The organism is Tenacibaculum aquaeponti (genome assembly GCF_057221555.1).
On record NZ_CM170147.1, the window covers coordinates 3,735,514 to 3,751,033 of the forward strand.

General features: G+C 29.3%; 14 protein-coding genes. 7 read left to right on the plus strand and 7 right to left on the minus strand.

Going from position 1 to position 15,520, the window contains the following annotated elements; all coding sequences use genetic code 11:
* Nucleotides 1-86 precede the first annotated feature (86 nt).
* The 3 genes from AC2TEO_RS17000 to AC2TEO_RS17010 are packed head-to-tail and all read right to left on the minus strand — an operon-like array spanning nt 87 to nt 2,157.
* Nucleotides 87-623 carry an RsmD family RNA methyltransferase gene (locus tag AC2TEO_RS17000; RefSeq protein ID WP_442265964.1) on the minus strand — a complete coding sequence of 179 codons (537 nt, stop codon included), beginning with the start codon at nt 621-623 and terminating at the stop codon, nt 87-89.
* Complete coding sequence (locus AC2TEO_RS17005; protein WP_442265965.1) at nt 624-1,448, minus strand: DUF3822 family protein; 825 nt, start codon at nt 1,446-1,448, stop codon at nt 624-626. It abuts the gene before it with no gap.
* Complete coding sequence (locus AC2TEO_RS17010) at nt 1,423-2,157, minus strand: hypothetical protein (protein WP_442265966.1); 735 nt, start codon at nt 2,155-2,157, stop codon at nt 1,423-1,425. The genes AC2TEO_RS17005 and AC2TEO_RS17010 overlap by 26 nt, the downstream gene beginning before the upstream one ends.
* A gap of 105 nt (nt 2,158-2,262) precedes the next feature.
* Here AC2TEO_RS17010 and AC2TEO_RS17015 point away from each other — a divergent pair, with 105 nt between their 5' ends.
* From AC2TEO_RS17015 to AC2TEO_RS17045, 7 genes are all read left to right on the plus strand, one after another.
* Nucleotides 2,263-3,687: an ATP-dependent DNA helicase gene (locus tag AC2TEO_RS17015; RefSeq protein ID WP_442265967.1), complete on the plus strand. Its 1,425-nt coding sequence runs from the start codon at nt 2,263-2,265 to the stop codon at nt 3,685-3,687.
* 172 nt (nt 3,688-3,859) lie between these two features.
* Nucleotides 3,860-6,349 carry a PIG-L family deacetylase gene (locus tag AC2TEO_RS17020; RefSeq protein WP_442265968.1) on the plus strand — a complete coding sequence of 830 codons (2,490 nt, stop codon included), beginning with the start codon at nt 3,860-3,862 and terminating at the stop codon, nt 6,347-6,349.
* Nucleotides 6,350-6,442: 93 nt separating this feature from the next.
* Entirely contained in the window at nt 6,443-7,282 is an 840-nt protein-coding gene (locus AC2TEO_RS17025; RefSeq protein WP_442265969.1) for a DMT family transporter, read from the plus strand.
* A 3-nt stretch (nt 7,283-7,285) separates the two neighbouring features.
* Nucleotides 7,286-7,420 (plus strand): hypothetical protein, encoded by a 135-nt coding sequence (locus tag AC2TEO_RS17030; RefSeq protein WP_442265970.1) that lies wholly within the window; start codon nt 7,286-7,288, stop codon nt 7,418-7,420.
* A 381-nt stretch (nt 7,421-7,801) separates the two neighbouring features.
* Complete coding sequence (locus tag AC2TEO_RS17035) at nt 7,802-9,049, plus strand: CapA family protein (RefSeq protein WP_442265971.1); 1,248 nt, start codon at nt 7,802-7,804, stop codon at nt 9,047-9,049.
* Between the two features lie 6 nt (nt 9,050-9,055).
* A complete protein-coding gene (locus AC2TEO_RS17040; protein ID WP_442265972.1) occupies nt 9,056-9,715 on the plus strand; it encodes a hypothetical protein in 660 nt (219 codons plus the stop codon).
* Entirely contained in the window at nt 9,712-10,122 is a 411-nt protein-coding gene (locus AC2TEO_RS17045; protein ID WP_442265973.1) for a hypothetical protein, read from the plus strand. The genes AC2TEO_RS17040 and AC2TEO_RS17045 overlap by 4 nt, the downstream gene beginning before the upstream one ends.
* Nucleotides 10,123-10,549: 427 nt before the next feature.
* Here AC2TEO_RS17045 and AC2TEO_RS17050 read toward each other — a convergent pair whose 3' ends face one another.
* The 4 genes from AC2TEO_RS17050 to AC2TEO_RS17065 all read right to left on the minus strand — a co-directional run bounded on the left by AC2TEO_RS17050 (nt 10,550) and on the right by AC2TEO_RS17065 (nt 15,445).
* Nucleotides 10,550-11,221 (minus strand): DUF4272 domain-containing protein, encoded by a 672-nt coding sequence (locus tag AC2TEO_RS17050; RefSeq protein ID WP_442265974.1) that lies wholly within the window; start codon nt 11,219-11,221, stop codon nt 10,550-10,552.
* Nucleotides 11,222-11,227: 6 nt separating this feature from the next.
* On the minus strand, nt 11,228-12,838 hold the full coding sequence (locus AC2TEO_RS17055) for a class I SAM-dependent methyltransferase (protein WP_442265975.1): 1,611 nt from the start codon (nt 12,836-12,838) through the stop codon (nt 11,228-11,230).
* A 275-nt stretch (nt 12,839-13,113) separates the two neighbouring features.
* On the minus strand, nt 13,114-15,051 hold the full coding sequence (locus AC2TEO_RS17060) for an alpha-amylase family glycosyl hydrolase (RefSeq protein WP_442265976.1): 1,938 nt from the start codon (nt 15,049-15,051) through the stop codon (nt 13,114-13,116).
* Nucleotides 15,052-15,064: 13 nt separating this feature from the next.
* Entirely contained in the window at nt 15,065-15,445 is a 381-nt protein-coding gene (locus tag AC2TEO_RS17065; RefSeq protein WP_442265977.1) for a cyclophilin-like family protein, read from the minus strand.
* Nucleotides 15,446-15,520 lie beyond the last annotated feature (75 nt).

The following is a 15,520-nucleotide window of genomic DNA, read 5'->3' on the forward strand; positions in this document are numbered from 1 at the left end:
CAGTTAAAAAAGACCGGATACAAGGTAAGAAAGGCTTTTTTCATCAATCCAAATAAGGTAAAGAAACAGATTTAAGTTTATTTCTTTTAATTATCGAAAAAACTAAAAACATTACCACCGTAGCGCTTTTCGTAACTATACTTAGGATGATTTGATAAATCTGTATGTTTAGAATGTTCAACTATTAGAACCCCTTCTTCATTTAGAAGTTCTTTTTCAAAGACTAAATCAACAATTTTTAAAAATTTATCTACTTCAAAATCATAAGGAGGATCAGCGAAAATTACATCAGTTTTTAAGGCTGTTTTTTCTAAAAATTTAAAAACATCACTTTTAAAAGTGGTAATATCTAATTCTAAGTCTTTAGCGATTTTATTAATGAATTTAATACATCCAAAATGTGCGTCTACAGCATAAATAGTTTCTGTTCCTCTAGAAGCAAATTCGTAACTAATATTTCCAGTACCAGCAAAAAGATCTAAAACAGAAATAGAATCGAAATAGTAAAGATTATTAAGAATATTAAATAACGATTCTTTAGCCATATCCGTTGTAGGTCGAACTGGTAAATTCTTTGGAGCAGAGATTCTTTTGCTTTTATATTTTCCTGAAATTATTCGCATTTAAGATAAAAGGGTATAGTGTGAGTGTTTAAAAAAATATTCAGACTTTTCGAAAAAGTCGTGATTTGGCTTTAAAAATTCTATGTTTTTAATGTAATCTTCAGTGATCTTATAAATTTCATAGTCGTTAATAATATTACCTGAAAAATATAAGGTTAACTCATTAGGATCTAATTCTAATTGTTCAACACAAAATAAGATATAATAAATAAAATCCTCTTTCGTATTGTAAAAAAATGAATTATATAGATTAAACTCACCGTTTTTTAAGATAACAACATCCATATTAGCATAAGAAACGTTTACAAATATAGCGTTGTCTTTAAACTGTTCTTTCTGTTTTAAAACTTCATCAACAAATAAAGTAGAGTGATGTTTAAATTCAAATTCACCAAAGTTTTGAAATAGAAAATTATTAACATTTACATAAGGAATGTAAATGTTTTTAGCGTTGATATATAGATCATCATATACTACTAAATCAGATGATAATGTTTGAATAGTATAGTTTAAATAAGATTTTAAATGATCTTCATTAAACAAATCATTAGGTACTATGGTAGAGAGTTTATTTTGATGTACAGCAGTAACTTTATCAAAACTTGTTTGTAAATCTTTATCAGATTCAAATACTTGATTGATTTTCTCTAATAATAAGTTTGGAGTATTTAACCTTTCTTTAAATACATATTCTGTCACTACTAAAGTTTCATTAGTAGGAATATCTTTAATACAAAAAGAAAATCCATCCAAACTAAATTGGATGGACAACTTTTTATGTTGAGATATGATTTCTTTATTACTCTTTTGTTTCAGCTTTTGCATCTCCTTTGTCATAATATGGAGGCCAGTTACCACCAGTAGAAACTTCATTTAAAGATCCAACAGATACAAACGCACCTTTAATTTGATCAGCTTCAATAGCTTCTAATTCTTGCTTAACAAGGTGTCTAGGTAATCCTTTTAAAACAACTTCTTTTTCTATTTTAGCTTCAAACACAGGTACAAATAAACCAGTAACTTTCTCGATAACACTTGTTTCTAATTTAAACTCTTTATCTGTATCTGGTACTTTAAACATATTGTTGTAATCTCTATCTTGAAAATAATCGATGATTTTTTCATAGTTAGAAATACGCTCTTTACGAATAGTTTTTACAGAAGTAATACCTCCACCAACATTAACAATTGTATCTTGATTGTATACTTCAATAATAGGTAAAGAATCTTTTTCAATAAAATAAATCAAAGAATCTTTGTTACTAGCGTAACTATTCTTTACGTCTTTATATTTGATTTGAGCATCTCTAATTAGTTTTAATTGATCAACTACCTTACTGTAACGTTTCTTCTTTTCAACGTCAAACTTAATTGGCTCCATTATTCCACCATAAATTAAGTACACTAAATACCCAGCGATAGCCAATAAAACTATTGAAACTACACCTCTAAGTTTTAATGGAACGAATTTTACGATGATATATGCTAATAAGAATGTACCTATTAAAGATCCTATAATTAGTAATGCTAACATTGTTTTTAGATTTTTTAAGTATGATAATCGCAAATCTACAATTTTTTTTCAATCATGAAAACAAATATTTAATAATACATTTACCTTTGTGATTTTATTTTAAATATGATTAAATCTGCTAACGATTTCCATAAAGAGATTATTCAGAAATTTTCTTACGATCCAACCCAAAAACAATTGGAGTTAATAAACCAATTAGCTGAATATATTTTCAATACTGAAACTAATAAATTGTTCTTATTGAAAGGATATGCGGGTACAGGTAAAACCACGGTAATCAGTACGGTAGTTCATAATTTGTGGAAAGCAGGAAAAAAAGCAGTTTTATTAGCTCCTACAGGAAGGGCAGCAAAAGTAATATCAGGTTATTCTAAAAGACAAGCTTTTACAATACATAAAAAAATCTATTTTCCTAAAAAACAAACTAATGGTGGAGTCAGTTTTGTAATGCAGCCGAATAAGCATACAAATACAATTTTTATTGTCGATGAAGCTTCGATGATTTCTGATCAAGTCCAAAATGCGAAGCTTTTTGAAAACGGATCTTTACTTGATGACTTAATATCATATGTATATTCAGGAAAGAATTGTAAACTCATTTTTATTGGAGATACGGCACAGTTACCACCAGTAAAATTAGATGTGAGCCCAGCTTTAGATGCAGATAAATTGTCACTTCATTTTAATAAAAATGTAAATGAAATAGAATTAGATGAAGTAGTTCGTCAGCAACAAGACTCAGGAATTTTGGCAAATGCAACAGATTTAAGGTTGTTAATTCAGAATGAAGGAATAGATTTTCAGTTCGATGTAAATTTCCCTGATATAGTTCGTTTACAAGATGGATATGAAATTCAAGATGCGATTACAGATGCTTATGATGGAGATATTGGAGTAGAAGATACAGCAATAATTGTACGTTCTAATAAAAGAGCGAATCAGTATAATTCACAAATTCGTACAAAAATACGCGGACAAGAAAATGAAATTTCTGTTGGAGATTATGTAATGGTAGTAAAAAACAATTATTTCTGGTTGAAAGATTCTTCTTCGGCAGGTTTTATTGCCAACGGAGATATTTGTGAAGTCATGCGAATTAATGATATTAAAGAATTATACGGGTTTAAGTTCGCGGAGGTTACAATTAGAATGATCGATTATCCTGATATGAAACCATTTGAAACTGTATTACTTCTTGATACTTTAACCAGTGAAAGTCCTTCATTAAGTTATGAAGAATCAAACCGTTTGTACGAAGCAGTAAAAGAAGATTTCGCTCATGAAAAATCGAAATATAAGCAATTCATGGGAGTGAAAAAGAATAAATATTTTAACGCATTGCAAGTAAAATTTTCTTACGCAATGACTTGTCATAAATCTCAAGGAGGTCAGTGGAAAACAATATTTATTGAACAGCCATATCTACCTGATGGAAGTAACGTAGAATATTTACGTTGGTTATATACAGCAGTTACAAGAGCTCAGGAAAAATTGTATTTAATTGGTTTTAAAGATGAATGGTTTGTGTAAATTCTTTGTTTGAATAGCGTTTTCATTTCATATTTAAATGAAATAAATCGTATTATGGTATTTTTACTTTATTCGTACACTTTATGAACTTACAAATGTTAGTGTTTTGTTAAACTCAACAAGTTAGAATAGTAAAAAGGTTACATTTGTTTGTCAATCTTAACTATTAAAAATGAACAAAAAGATACTAGTTAGCCTTTCATTTTTGCTGATTACTTTTTCAGTTTTAGGTCAAAAACCCCAAAAATTAAATACAAATCAGATTTATGAGAAAGTTCAAAAATTAAACTTTCTAGGTTCTGCATTATATGTGGCTGCACATCCAGATGATGAAAACACACGTTTGATTGCTTATTTAGCAAATAATGTTAAAGCAAGAACATCTTATTTATCGTTAACAAGAGGAGATGGAGGACAAAATTTAATTGGTCCAGAAATCAGAGAATTGTTAGGGGTAATTCGTACTCAAGAACTACTAGCAGCTAGAGGAGTAGATGGTGGAGAACAACGTTTTTCTAGAGCTAATGACTTTGGGTATTCTAAACATCCTGAGGAGACTTTAAATATTTGGGATAAAGATAAAGTCTTGGCAGATGTTGTTTGGGCAATTCGTACATTTAAACCAGATGTTATAATCAATAGATTTAATCATAGAACTCCAGGAACTACACATGGTCATCACACAACTTCAGCAATGTTAAGTGTAGAGGCTTTTGACTTAGCTGCTGATAAAACAAAATATCCTGAACAATTAAAATATACATCTATTTGGCAACCAAATAGCTTGTACTTTAACACATCTTGGTGGTTTTATGGAAGTAGAGAAAACTTTGAAAAGGCTGATAAAAGTAAAATGTTAAATTTCGATATTGGTGTATATTATCCTTTAAAAGGAGTTTCTAATAACGAATTAGCTTCAATAGCAAGTAGCCAACATTTATGTCAAGGATTTGGTAGATTAACTACTAGAGGAGAACAAACAGAATACGTTGAGTTCTTAAAAGGAAATTTTCCAAAAGATAAAAAAGATATATTTTCAGGAATTAATACAACTTGGAATAGAGTAGAAGGTGGAGGAGTCATTGGTGATATTTTGTATGATGTAGAAAAGAATTTCGATTTTGTAAATCCATCAAAACATTTACCAAATTTATTAAAAGCTTATCAGTTAATTGAAGGTTTAAAAGATGAACATTGGAAAGCAATTAAGTCTAAAGAAATAAAAGAGATTATTGAAGCTTGTGCAGGTTTATACTTAGAAGCTTCAGCTAAAACTTCAAGTACAACTCCAAATTCAGATGTGAAAGTAGACTTTGAAGCTCTAAATAGAAGTGGAGTTTCTATGGATTTAACATCTATTGAGTGGTTACCAAGTAAAAAAGTAGTAAAGAAAGATTTAGCTTTATCAGATAATAAAAGAAAAAATTTTACTGAAACTATCGCAGTAGGAAGCTTAGGTTATTCTACTCCATATTGGTTATCTGACGAATGGGGATTAGGAATGTACACAGTAAAGAACCAAGAATTAAGAGGGAATCCAGAAACTTCTCGTCCGATTCAAGTAAAGTTCAACTTAACGATAGAAAATACTCCAATTTCATTTACTAAAAATGTAGTAAGAAGATATTCTCAAAGAGATAAAGGAGAGATTTATGAACCTTTTGAAATTTTACCTAAAGTAACAACAAAATTAAAAGATAAAGTTTTAATTTTTTCTAATAGTGAATCAAAAGAAGTAGCTGTAGAAGTAAGATCAGGTGAAGCAAATGTTTCAGGAAAAATAGCTTTAAAAATTCCTGAAGGATGGAGAGTATTTCCAGTTGAATCTGATTTTAAAATTGATCAAAAAGGAGATAAACAAATAATAAAGTTTATGGTTTCTCCATCTAAAAAGCAATCTGAAGGTTATATAAAAGCTGTAGCTACTGTTGGTAACAAAGATTTTGATAAAGAATTAATAGAGATTAATTATAGCCATATTCCAAAACAATCTGTTTTATTACCATCTAAAGCAAAGGTTGTTCGTTTAAATATTAGAAAACAAGGTAAAGAGATTGGTTATATCCAAGGATCAGGAGATGCAGTACCAGAAAGTTTACGTCAAATAGGATATAACGTTACAGAGATTACTCCAGAAGAAATTAATGAAACTATTTTAAATAAGTTTGATGCTGTAGTTGTAGGAATTAGAGCATATAACACTAAGAAAGTTTTACAGTTTAAGCAAAAACATTTATTAGAATATGTGAAAAATGGAGGAAATGTTGTTGTACAATACAACACAAACAGAAGAGTAGATGTAAAGCCTCCTTTCGATTTACAATTGTCTAGAGATAGAGTTACAGACGAACATGCTAAAGTTGAAATTCTAGCAAAAGAGCACATGGTTTTAAACTATCCAAACAAAATTTCTGATAAAGATTTTGAAGGTTGGGTACAAGAGCGTGGTTTATATTTTCCAAATAAGTGGGCTAATGAGTTTACTCCGATTTTAGCTATGAATGATAAAGGAGAATCTACTAAAAAAGGAAGTTTATTGGTAGCAAAATACGGAAAAGGGAATTACATTTACACTGGCTTAAGTTTCTTTAGAGAATTACCAGCTGGTGTTCCAGGGGCTTATCGATTATTTGCAAATTTACTTTCAGTAAAAGAAAATTAATATCTCAATATAAATCATAAAAAAGCGAAGTTTTCACTTCGCTTTTTTATTCTCTAATATGTCTGTTTAGCAAAACACTAAAAGATTTTTTTGATGAAGAAAGCAATTTATTTAATGTTGTTGAGTGCATTATGTTTTACAATAATGAATGTATTTGTAAAGTATTTATCAGGTTACTCAACTTATCAAAAAGTATTTTTTAGAGCAGTAGGATCGTTAGTTTTTACAATGGGATATTTATTGTATCATAAAATTCCAATGGAAGGAAATCAGAAAAAGCTGTTAATATTAAGAGGTTTAGTTGGTGTAACTTCTATGGGATTATTTTTTGCATCTACAGACTATTTATCTATAGGAACAGCAGTTTCTTTACGGTATACTTCACCAATTTTTGCAGCAATTTTAGCCGTTTTCTTTTTGAAAGAAAAGATTTTTAAGTTGCAATGGTTCTATTTCATATTAGCCTTCTTAGGAGTACTTTTAATTAAGGGTTTTGATAATGAAATCAATGTTTTAGGATTGTCTTTAATTTTAGTTTCAGCTTTTTTTAGTGGCTTAGTTTATGTAGTGATTTCAAAAATAGGAGATAAAGATCATCCAGTAGTTATTGTAAATTATTTTATGTGGATTTCTACAATTTTAGGAGGTGTATTATCTATTTCAAACTGGAAAACTCCTCAAGGTAATGATTGGTTTATTCTATTAAGTCTTGGGGTTTTTGGGTATTTCGGACAATTATTTATGACGAAAGCTTATCAGTTAGGTTCTGTTAATAAAATAGTTCCTTTAAAGTATGTGGAAGTAGTTTTTACAATGGTTTTAGGAATGATTTGGTTTGGAGATCAATATCCTTTATTAAGTGTTTTAGGAGTTCTTTTAGTAGTTATAGCTTTAGTGTTAAATGTGCTGTATAAGCAGAAAGTAAAGCATTGAATAATGAAAGAATTAAGTACAATTAGATATTCAATAATTTTAGCTTTAGGAGTACTTACTGTTGATTTTTTAAAGTTTGAATATATCTGTGATTATCCAGAATTGGGACCTACATTTTATGGTTTTCCTTTTGTGTAAGAAACAAATAGCACATGGGCAAATTCTATGTCAGGTGAAATTTATGTTTTGGGTTTCCTTGGGAATTTATTGTTATGGACTCTATTTTTCAGAGTAATATTTCAATTTTTAAAAAGATTTCAAGACAAAGTTACCTTTAAGGTTATAAGATTATTATTAGTTGTTTTCTGTTTATTCAACGTTCATATGTATTTTTCAATAATAGATTGGAGATTTAGTTATTCTCACGATAATTTTAAATTGAATTATTATCAATCAGAACCAGACTGTAAAAGAATATTTAAGTTTTATAAATGGGAAACTGAGGAATAATTTTTCTACACTTCAAACTTTAAACTACCCACTTTTTAATATATTGCTATTCTAAATGATTTATATCGTATGAAGAAAGTAAGAGTAATAATTTCCATATTAGTTTTAAGTTTAATTTATACTTGCGCATCTAAAAAAACAGTTCAAGATCAAACTTCAGAAACAAAAACAACTGTTGAAGAAACAGTTAAAGAAGAAAAAGTTGTTGTTGAAGAAGTAAAAAAGGTAGAAAAAAAGAAAGAACTTCCTAAAAAAGTAAAAGTTTTAAAGAAAGATGATGAAATAAGTTTGTTGTTTATTGGTGATTTTATGGGGCATATGGATCAAATAAAAGCAGCTTATAATAAAAAGACAAAAACTTACGAATACGATTCTTGTTTTTCTAAAATAAAACCAATTTTAAGTAATGCAGATGTAACTCTAGGAAACTTAGAAGTTACTTTAGGAGTAAAGCCTTATTCTGGTTATCCTCAATTCAGTTCACCACCTTCATATGCTACAGCAATTAAAAATGCAGGAGTAGATATTTTAACAACTTCTAACAATCACTCGTGCGATAAACATAAAAAAGGAGTAGAGCGAACTATTCATATTCTAGATTCATTAAATATTGGTCATACAGGAACATTTATTAGTGCTGTAGAAAAAACAAAGAATCCTGCTTATGTGATTGATAAAAACAATTTTAAAATTGCTGTTATTAGCTATACATATGGTACAAACGGATTAAAACCTACTGCGCCAAATGTTGTAAATTATTTAAAGAAAGAAACAATTAAAAAGGATGTAGATTACATTAATTCTTCGATCAATCCAGATCAAATTATAGCTTTTGTTCACTGGGGAGATCAATATAAAGACCTGCCAAATAAATCTCAAAAAGATATGTTTGCTTACTTTAAATCTTTAGGTGTAAATATTGTTATAGGAGCACATCCTCATGTTTTACAGCCTATGGAATGGCATAAACCAACTAAAGAAAATGAACAAGAAAGCTTAGTAGTTTATTCTTTAGGGAATTTTGTGTCACATCAACGTACTTTTCCAAGGGATGGAGGAGCTGTGTTTAAATTATGGCTAAAAAAAGGAAAAGACAATAAAGTAAAAATTAAAAAAGCAGATTATTTCCTTACTTGGGTTCACGAACCTGTTGTTAACGGAAATAAAGAATATTACGTGTTACCAGCAGATGCATACAGTAGCAAACCAGAAGCTTTTTCAAAGAAAAAAGATTATGATAAAATGATGCGTTTTGTAAAACATGCAAGGAAGTTGTTAGGAGAGCACAATAAAAATATAAATGAATACAAAAAGTAAATTGTTATGATGAATTTATTTAGGAAAAAGAAAAAAATAGATATAAACTCCATTACTATTCCAACGTTTAATTGGGTATTAAGACAGAAAAATGAAGGTTTGTATCAATGGAGTAACAAAGAAGAAACTAAAGCACTTTCTGTAAACTTTTTTAATATACCACCTGATCTTCCAACGATAAATAATATCGATTTTCTAAGGAAATTTTACAGAGAAATGTTGAAAAATAGTCAAGGTGGAATAATAGAAGTTGACGTTGTCGATTTATCTGGGTTTAAAGCCGTAAAAACGATAATGAAGTTTCCTCAAAACCCTGGTATGGCTTATTTGTCTTCTTATACTATACCGTTTAAAGATTATAGTTTTGTAATCAAAATTCAAGCTCCGGAAGTAGGAGTTTCTGGTGTGCGAGATTCTGTAATTTTTAATAAACTATTAGCAAAAGGAGAAGTTAATTTTGTAGATGAAGGTATAGAAAATTGGTTTTATGATCCATATGATGCTACCATTACTGATGGAATAAGAATGAATAAATCTGAGCAAGAGATATACGATGAAGAGTTTCCAGAACATCCTTTAAGTGTATCAAGAAAATTATTCCGACAAATAGAGAAGGAAATCAAGTTTGGAAAAGAGTTGTATGATACTCCTAAATTTGAAAAATGAAAAAAGAAAATTTAGAGTCACATAAGTTTTTACCAAGTGGAGAGTGGGAAGGTTTTTATTGCTATTCACATTCACCTGCCCAACATAAAATGACAATAAACTTAACTTTTAAAAAAGGAAAAGTTTCAGGATCAGGAACTGACGATATTAATTATTTTTCATGGAAAGGAGATTATAATTTAGAAGTATTTACAGTTACTATGATAAAAACTTATCCTAGTCACAAAGTAAATTATAAAGGCGATGTTGATGAAAATGGTATTTGGGGATCTTGGAATATTGGTTCAGACTGTAGCGGAGGTTTTCATATTTGGCCTAAAAAGCAAAACTCTGAAGAAGATTTTAAAGCATTAGAAGAAAAAATTACAGAGTCAAAAAAGTTGAAAAAGTTCCTTCAAAATATATAAAAGCCTTACAATAAATAAGAGTTAATTATTCATGTTTTATTTTGTTTAAAATGAGTGTTTTAAACTGATTTTTTGTTTTGTTTAATACAGTTATTCTACAATTAAAATCTGAAAAATAATATCTACTGATTTTTGTTTTAAGAATATGATTTTCAGTTCTTTATGTTGGGTTTAGTGTTAAAAAAATAAAAAGCTTAACTATCTTTAGTTGAAATCATTACCTTTGATGCAAGTAGTTAATTATTAATATGTTTATTAATTTTTGATTACTTATTCTTCAATTTCTGTTTTTTGATTAATTCAACGTTAATTGCAAGAAATCACACTAATTTCTTGTAATGGAAACATTGTTTGATGGGCGGGGCAAAACTTATTTACATTAAATTATTTTCCTCGCTTTGTCGGGCAGTGAAAATATAAGTATTGTTTATGTACTTAAATCTGTGTCTTCCCAATTTACATCCGAAAGCATCCAAGTTAGCGAATGTCTTTTTTCATGAATTACACCACCATTTCCGATCGGATCAAAGTTTTCTGGTACGGTTTTATTTCCCAATTGAGCACTTCTTACAGCGTTATGTAAACAGTAGAATAAATCTTCTTGAAAAATGATTTCTTTTTCGCTCTTAGTTTGTTTATTACTCATCCATTCTTCAATTGAATCATCAATTTTAGCACAGAATTCAAAAAATAAACTTCTGGCAGTTTCACCATTCATCATTTCTCCTGAAGGAAGTAATTCAGAAAAACCAAAGAACCAAGCTAATGGTAAAGCATTTTCAAATTTCCAACCGATAGAATTTATAGCATTTTGATCTCCTCTTGCAGTAGACAAATATTGCATTTCATCTTCAGTGATAAAATCATTAAGATCATTATTGTCAATAAAGTTCAATATTTTCTTATCAGGTAAATCTTCAGGATTAACTAAAACCCATAAAACTAGTGCTTTTATGGCATGCAATCGTTTTGCAATTTCAAGTTTTGGGCGTAATCCAATCTCTTTAATCCATGGTAAAGATGAAGCGTATTGGAATCCATTTTCAATACAAATTTTTTGAATTTCTTTTCTTTCTTCTACTAAGTTTACTGAAGTCATAACTTTTTACTTGAATAAATTTATTGATACGGTTGCTAATACTGAATTTGGAAATTTTTTAGATGAATTTTCATAAGGTGTTAATCCAATTTCTTTTAAAGCCTTCATATATTCTTCAATTTCGATAATATATTGATCTGAATATCCATGAGTTGCATCGTAAGCAGTTGCAGCTGTTTTACCTAAGTTTTTAGCAACTAATTCAGGTTTAGAAGTATGTAATTCAATTAATAATAAACCAAATTTAGTAATATAAGGTTTCCACTTGTTAAAATGCTGTTTTAAAGATTCAACAACAAGATTATTATGTAATCGAACGCCTCTGTGAGTATAGGCTCCGGTAGCGTTAGTTTCTTTTAATTTCGGATTCGGTTTTGGAGTTTCCCAAATTCGATTATGATCTAAAAATGTGCGTACGTTTAGTAAATCGGACAAATCTATACCGTATTTCTCGTTTAAATCTTTCGACATTGCTTCAGGATTTCCGATATCACCCCAAATTACTTTTGCCCAAATATCTGCTTGAACTAAGTTTTTTCTTGTGATTTTTAAAGCAGCTTCATTATAATCTACTCCAATTAGAAATAAAGGGTGATCTTCTAAAATCTTACCACGTTCAGTTCTATTTTCAATGACATTAAATAAATGCTTTAAAAAAGCTCCATTACCACAGCCAACATCTAAAATTCCTTTTGGTTGTTCATGTATCGGTTTATTAAATAAATTGATAATGATTTCATCTAAAACTTTAAAATACGCAGCATGTGCGCTACCACTTCCCCAAACATTCATTTCTCTATCTACATGAATCTCTTCATTTCCCTTTCCTTCAGATCTAAAAATTGTCGGATCACCAAAAATGAATTTATCTAGTTTGCGCAGTGTTGGAATGTAAGAAACGGTAACTCCGTAAGCACTAGCTCTTCTAGCAAAGAACAAACCAGTGTCTGTAAATTCATAAGATTCACCAGATTTATCAAACCATTTTAAATGCGTTAGTATATCTAATAATCGGCCAAAATTTTCTGGATCTTTATGGAATTCTTCAGCTTTAAATTTAGTTTGCATAAAATATTTATGAAACATTCCCCTCATTCCTAGTAAAACTAAAGTAGGCCCAACAATAATTCCTTCTATATGAGATAAAATTTGTTCTTGAATTGCTTTAACCTTTTCATCTTTAGAAATTTCAATACCAAAATTCTGAGTAAAATTTTTAAATAGAGATTCTAATTTTAAGAAAGGTTTTACTTCAAATTTTCGTGAGCTAAATTGTTCTGAAAATTTTAATAATTCAGTTGCTTCTTTGTACATGTTAAAATGATTAAAAGCAATTTCAGAAACTTCGTTTGTACTTACTTTAACTGTATTTAAAGTATTGTCTACTTCATAAGTTAACCAACCTTGTGAAGCAAAAGTTCGAAGAGCTACATTTAAATATCCTTCGTTAGCTTTAAACGTTTTAGAAAGTTCGGTTACATCAACAGTTTTTTGCTTGAGTAAGTATTCTGTAATTCCTTTTTTATGAAGTTCAAAAGCAGCAGGACAGGTTACAATTCCATCTAAATGTCTAAATAATTTACCTCTGAGTTCCGATTTTTCTTGTTTAGATAGCATATTGAAGGTTAGTTTGTTTATCTATAAATTTAAACCTTTCATTGAAATATACTATAAATTTTTATTTTTTATTGGTCTCAAAAATAGTTTAAACTTTGCATTTTAGTGAATTTCACTTTCATTCTCTAAAAACATTTATCGAATGTTATCTGCAATTAGCTTTTAGCTGTTAGCTTTTTAAAACTTTGCTAATAGCTGACAGCTAAAGGCAAAAATGATATAAAAAATAACTTTCAGTCGTAACAAAAACTATGATACTTTTAGTCCATAGAGGTTTATCTTAAAATAACAGCACTTCTTTTAGGAATTAAAATAGTTGTATTGTTTTCTTTCATTTGAAAATCCGCAGTACTAAATACAGTAGAAAATTCAGTTGTTTTTTTCTTCGGAAGTTGTATTGATGTTGATGTATTTCCAATGTTGAAAATAACAAAAATTTCTTCATCCTTCGAATAACGTTTGTAAAGTAAAACTTCTGGATTCTCTTGTGTTATATATTCAATTTCACCATGAACTAATACAGGGTTTTCTTTTCTAACTTTTATGATTTCTTGGTAAAAATCGAAAAGTTTATGATTAAACTTTACTTTATCTACTGGTCTTTTTTGTTGAAGAGGATGTGTAGTTTCGTCTTCAAAAGTATATTCAGGCCAAATTAAAGGCTTTCTACAAGAAGGATCATCTGCGCCCCACATCCCCATTTCATCTCCTGCATAAATATGTGGAGCTCCAAAATATGTATGTTGGTGAGTAATTAAAAGTTTTAAAGTTTCTAGTGTTGCATTATCAGGTTTATGAATTTTATATTCATGATTTTCATGAACTTTACATCCGAATTTATATGGAGTGTTATTAAATAAGGAAGTAAGTAATCTTGGTGTATCAAAACCTCCAGTGTAGTTCATCATTGCATAGTTATTTGCTTTTCTAATACCATGTGCAAAAATTTGCAAACTATCTACAAATTGTTGTGAGGTGATATTTTTAGGAGTCTCACTAAAAAATTGTCTAGATGCTCTATACCACCTGTAATTCATCACTGCATCAAAAATGGTGTCTTTAACAAATGGTTCAGGATTTAAAAGCTTGTCTGGCCATTGTTCCCACCAAATTTCTCCTAATAAATATGCATCTGGATTAATATTTCGAACTTGTTTTCTAAAATCTTTCCAGAAATTTAAAGGCATTTCTCCAGCTACATCTAATCGATAACCATCTACACCATCTGAAGGATCACCATCTCCATTTGGATCTAACCATCGTTTCGTAATATTGAAAATATGATTTTTTACAGCTTCACTATATACATTTCCTTCAAAAGCATTTACCTTAACTGATAAATCTTGTTTTTGTGTTTCTTTAATTTCGGGAAGTTCGTGAACACCAGACCAACCATGATATTTAAATTCGTTTTCTGGAGTCTTAGGATTATCAAATTTATCAATCCAATACCAATCTTTATATTTTGATTTTTCTTGATTTTTTAAAACATCTTGCCACGCCCAAAATGTTTCTCCTGTATGATTCCAAGAATAATCTAAAATTACTTTAATATTTCTCTTATGAAATTCATTGATGACTTTTAAAAATAGTTTATCAGCTTCTGTGAATTGCCAAGTGGTAGGATCATCTGGAATTTCTTTTTCAATAGTTTCAATGTCTTTTTGAGGATTTGGACCAAAATTACGATCAATATGTCTCCAATTCCTTGCATCGTATTTATGAAGTGAAGGCGCATCGTTTAGTGGTCTAAAATAAATGGCAGAAACACCTAAAGAATCTAAATAATTGATTTTATCTAAAACACCTTGTAAATCGCCACCGTAGCGTCTCATTTGAACTTTATCTACAAATTTAGTTAATGTGTTTCCGTAGAAATCTTTATGGTTTTTATAGTCTTTAAAATATGGATCATCTTTATACCAATCTTGTGTCCATGGAGTAATTTTCCAACCTTTTGGAACAAAACCAGGATAAGAACCTTTAATATCTTCTGAAGTCGGATCATTAGTTGTATCTCCATTATGAAAACGTTCAACAGCGATTTCATACCAAACGACTTCCTTAGCCCATTTTGGTGGAGCATCTAAAAGAGTAGAAGCACTATGGTTTATCTGAATTTCTTTTTGAACTTCTTTTTTACAACTAATACAGCATAAAAATAATGTTACAAATACGAACAGCTTGATTAAAATCGAGTGTTGAAATCTCATAAGAAAACAGAAATTAAATTAATTGTAGTGACGAATTAGAAGAAATAGTACTCATGTCTTCTATTGATTTAAAAGTGCCTATTTTTATACCTGGGCTAGAAGTTCTGGGTTTTGTTCCGTCTCCATAATTGGTATTTCCGTACATAAAAAGGATGCCGAATTTTCCTGATTCTTTAGGAGAACGCCAATAGACAACATCACCAACTTCAAAAATTTCTTTTTGGTTTCCATCAAATTCAATATCTAAATCATATTGATAAAAGAAAACTTCTCCTCCGATATTATTCGCAACTCCTGTTAGCGAATTATGTTTTATAAGTTGATTGTACATGTAAGACGAAGTATCCCATTCTATTTCTATCTGATTATCGTGGTATTGAAGTAGTCCTTTCATTATTTAAATACATTCTTTAGAAAGGTTCAAGTTAATTATTTTGTAGAAACGATAGTATGACTTTAACTCTTATTT

What these genes read in the sequence shown, in the direction of transcription:
- AC2TEO_RS17000 (WP_442265964.1), bottom strand. Translation starts at nt 623, where the DNA reads ATGCGAATAATTTCAGGAAAATATAAAAGCAAAAGAATCTCTGCTCCA.
- AC2TEO_RS17005 (WP_442265965.1), bottom strand. Translation starts at nt 1,448, where the DNA reads ATGCAAAAGCTGAAACAAAAGAGTAATAAAGAAATCATATCTCAACAT.
- AC2TEO_RS17010 (WP_442265966.1), bottom strand. Translation starts at nt 2,157, where the DNA reads ATGTTAGCATTACTAATTATAGGATCTTTAATAGGTACATTCTTATTA.
- AC2TEO_RS17015 (WP_442265967.1), top strand. Translation starts at nt 2,263, where the DNA reads ATGATTAAATCTGCTAACGATTTCCATAAAGAGATTATTCAGAAATTT.
- AC2TEO_RS17020 (WP_442265968.1), top strand. Translation starts at nt 3,860, where the DNA reads ATGAACAAAAAGATACTAGTTAGCCTTTCATTTTTGCTGATTACTTTT.
- AC2TEO_RS17025 (WP_442265969.1), top strand. Translation starts at nt 6,443, where the DNA reads ATGAAGAAAGCAATTTATTTAATGTTGTTGAGTGCATTATGTTTTACA.
- AC2TEO_RS17030 (WP_442265970.1), top strand. Translation starts at nt 7,286, where the DNA reads ATGAAAGAATTAAGTACAATTAGATATTCAATAATTTTAGCTTTAGGA.
- AC2TEO_RS17035 (WP_442265971.1), top strand. Translation starts at nt 7,802, where the DNA reads ATGAAGAAAGTAAGAGTAATAATTTCCATATTAGTTTTAAGTTTAATT.
- AC2TEO_RS17040 (WP_442265972.1), top strand. Translation starts at nt 9,056, where the DNA reads ATGATGAATTTATTTAGGAAAAAGAAAAAAATAGATATAAACTCCATT.
- AC2TEO_RS17045 (WP_442265973.1), top strand. Translation starts at nt 9,712, where the DNA reads ATGAAAAAAGAAAATTTAGAGTCACATAAGTTTTTACCAAGTGGAGAG.
- AC2TEO_RS17050 (WP_442265974.1), bottom strand. Translation starts at nt 11,221, where the DNA reads ATGACTTCAGTAAACTTAGTAGAAGAAAGAAAAGAAATTCAAAAAATT.
- AC2TEO_RS17055 (WP_442265975.1), bottom strand. Translation starts at nt 12,838, where the DNA reads ATGCTATCTAAACAAGAAAAATCGGAACTCAGAGGTAAATTATTTAGA.
- AC2TEO_RS17060 (WP_442265976.1), bottom strand. Translation starts at nt 15,051, where the DNA reads ATGAGATTTCAACACTCGATTTTAATCAAGCTGTTCGTATTTGTAACA.
- AC2TEO_RS17065 (WP_442265977.1), bottom strand. Translation starts at nt 15,445, where the DNA reads ATGAAAGGACTACTTCAATACCACGATAATCAGATAGAAATAGAATGG.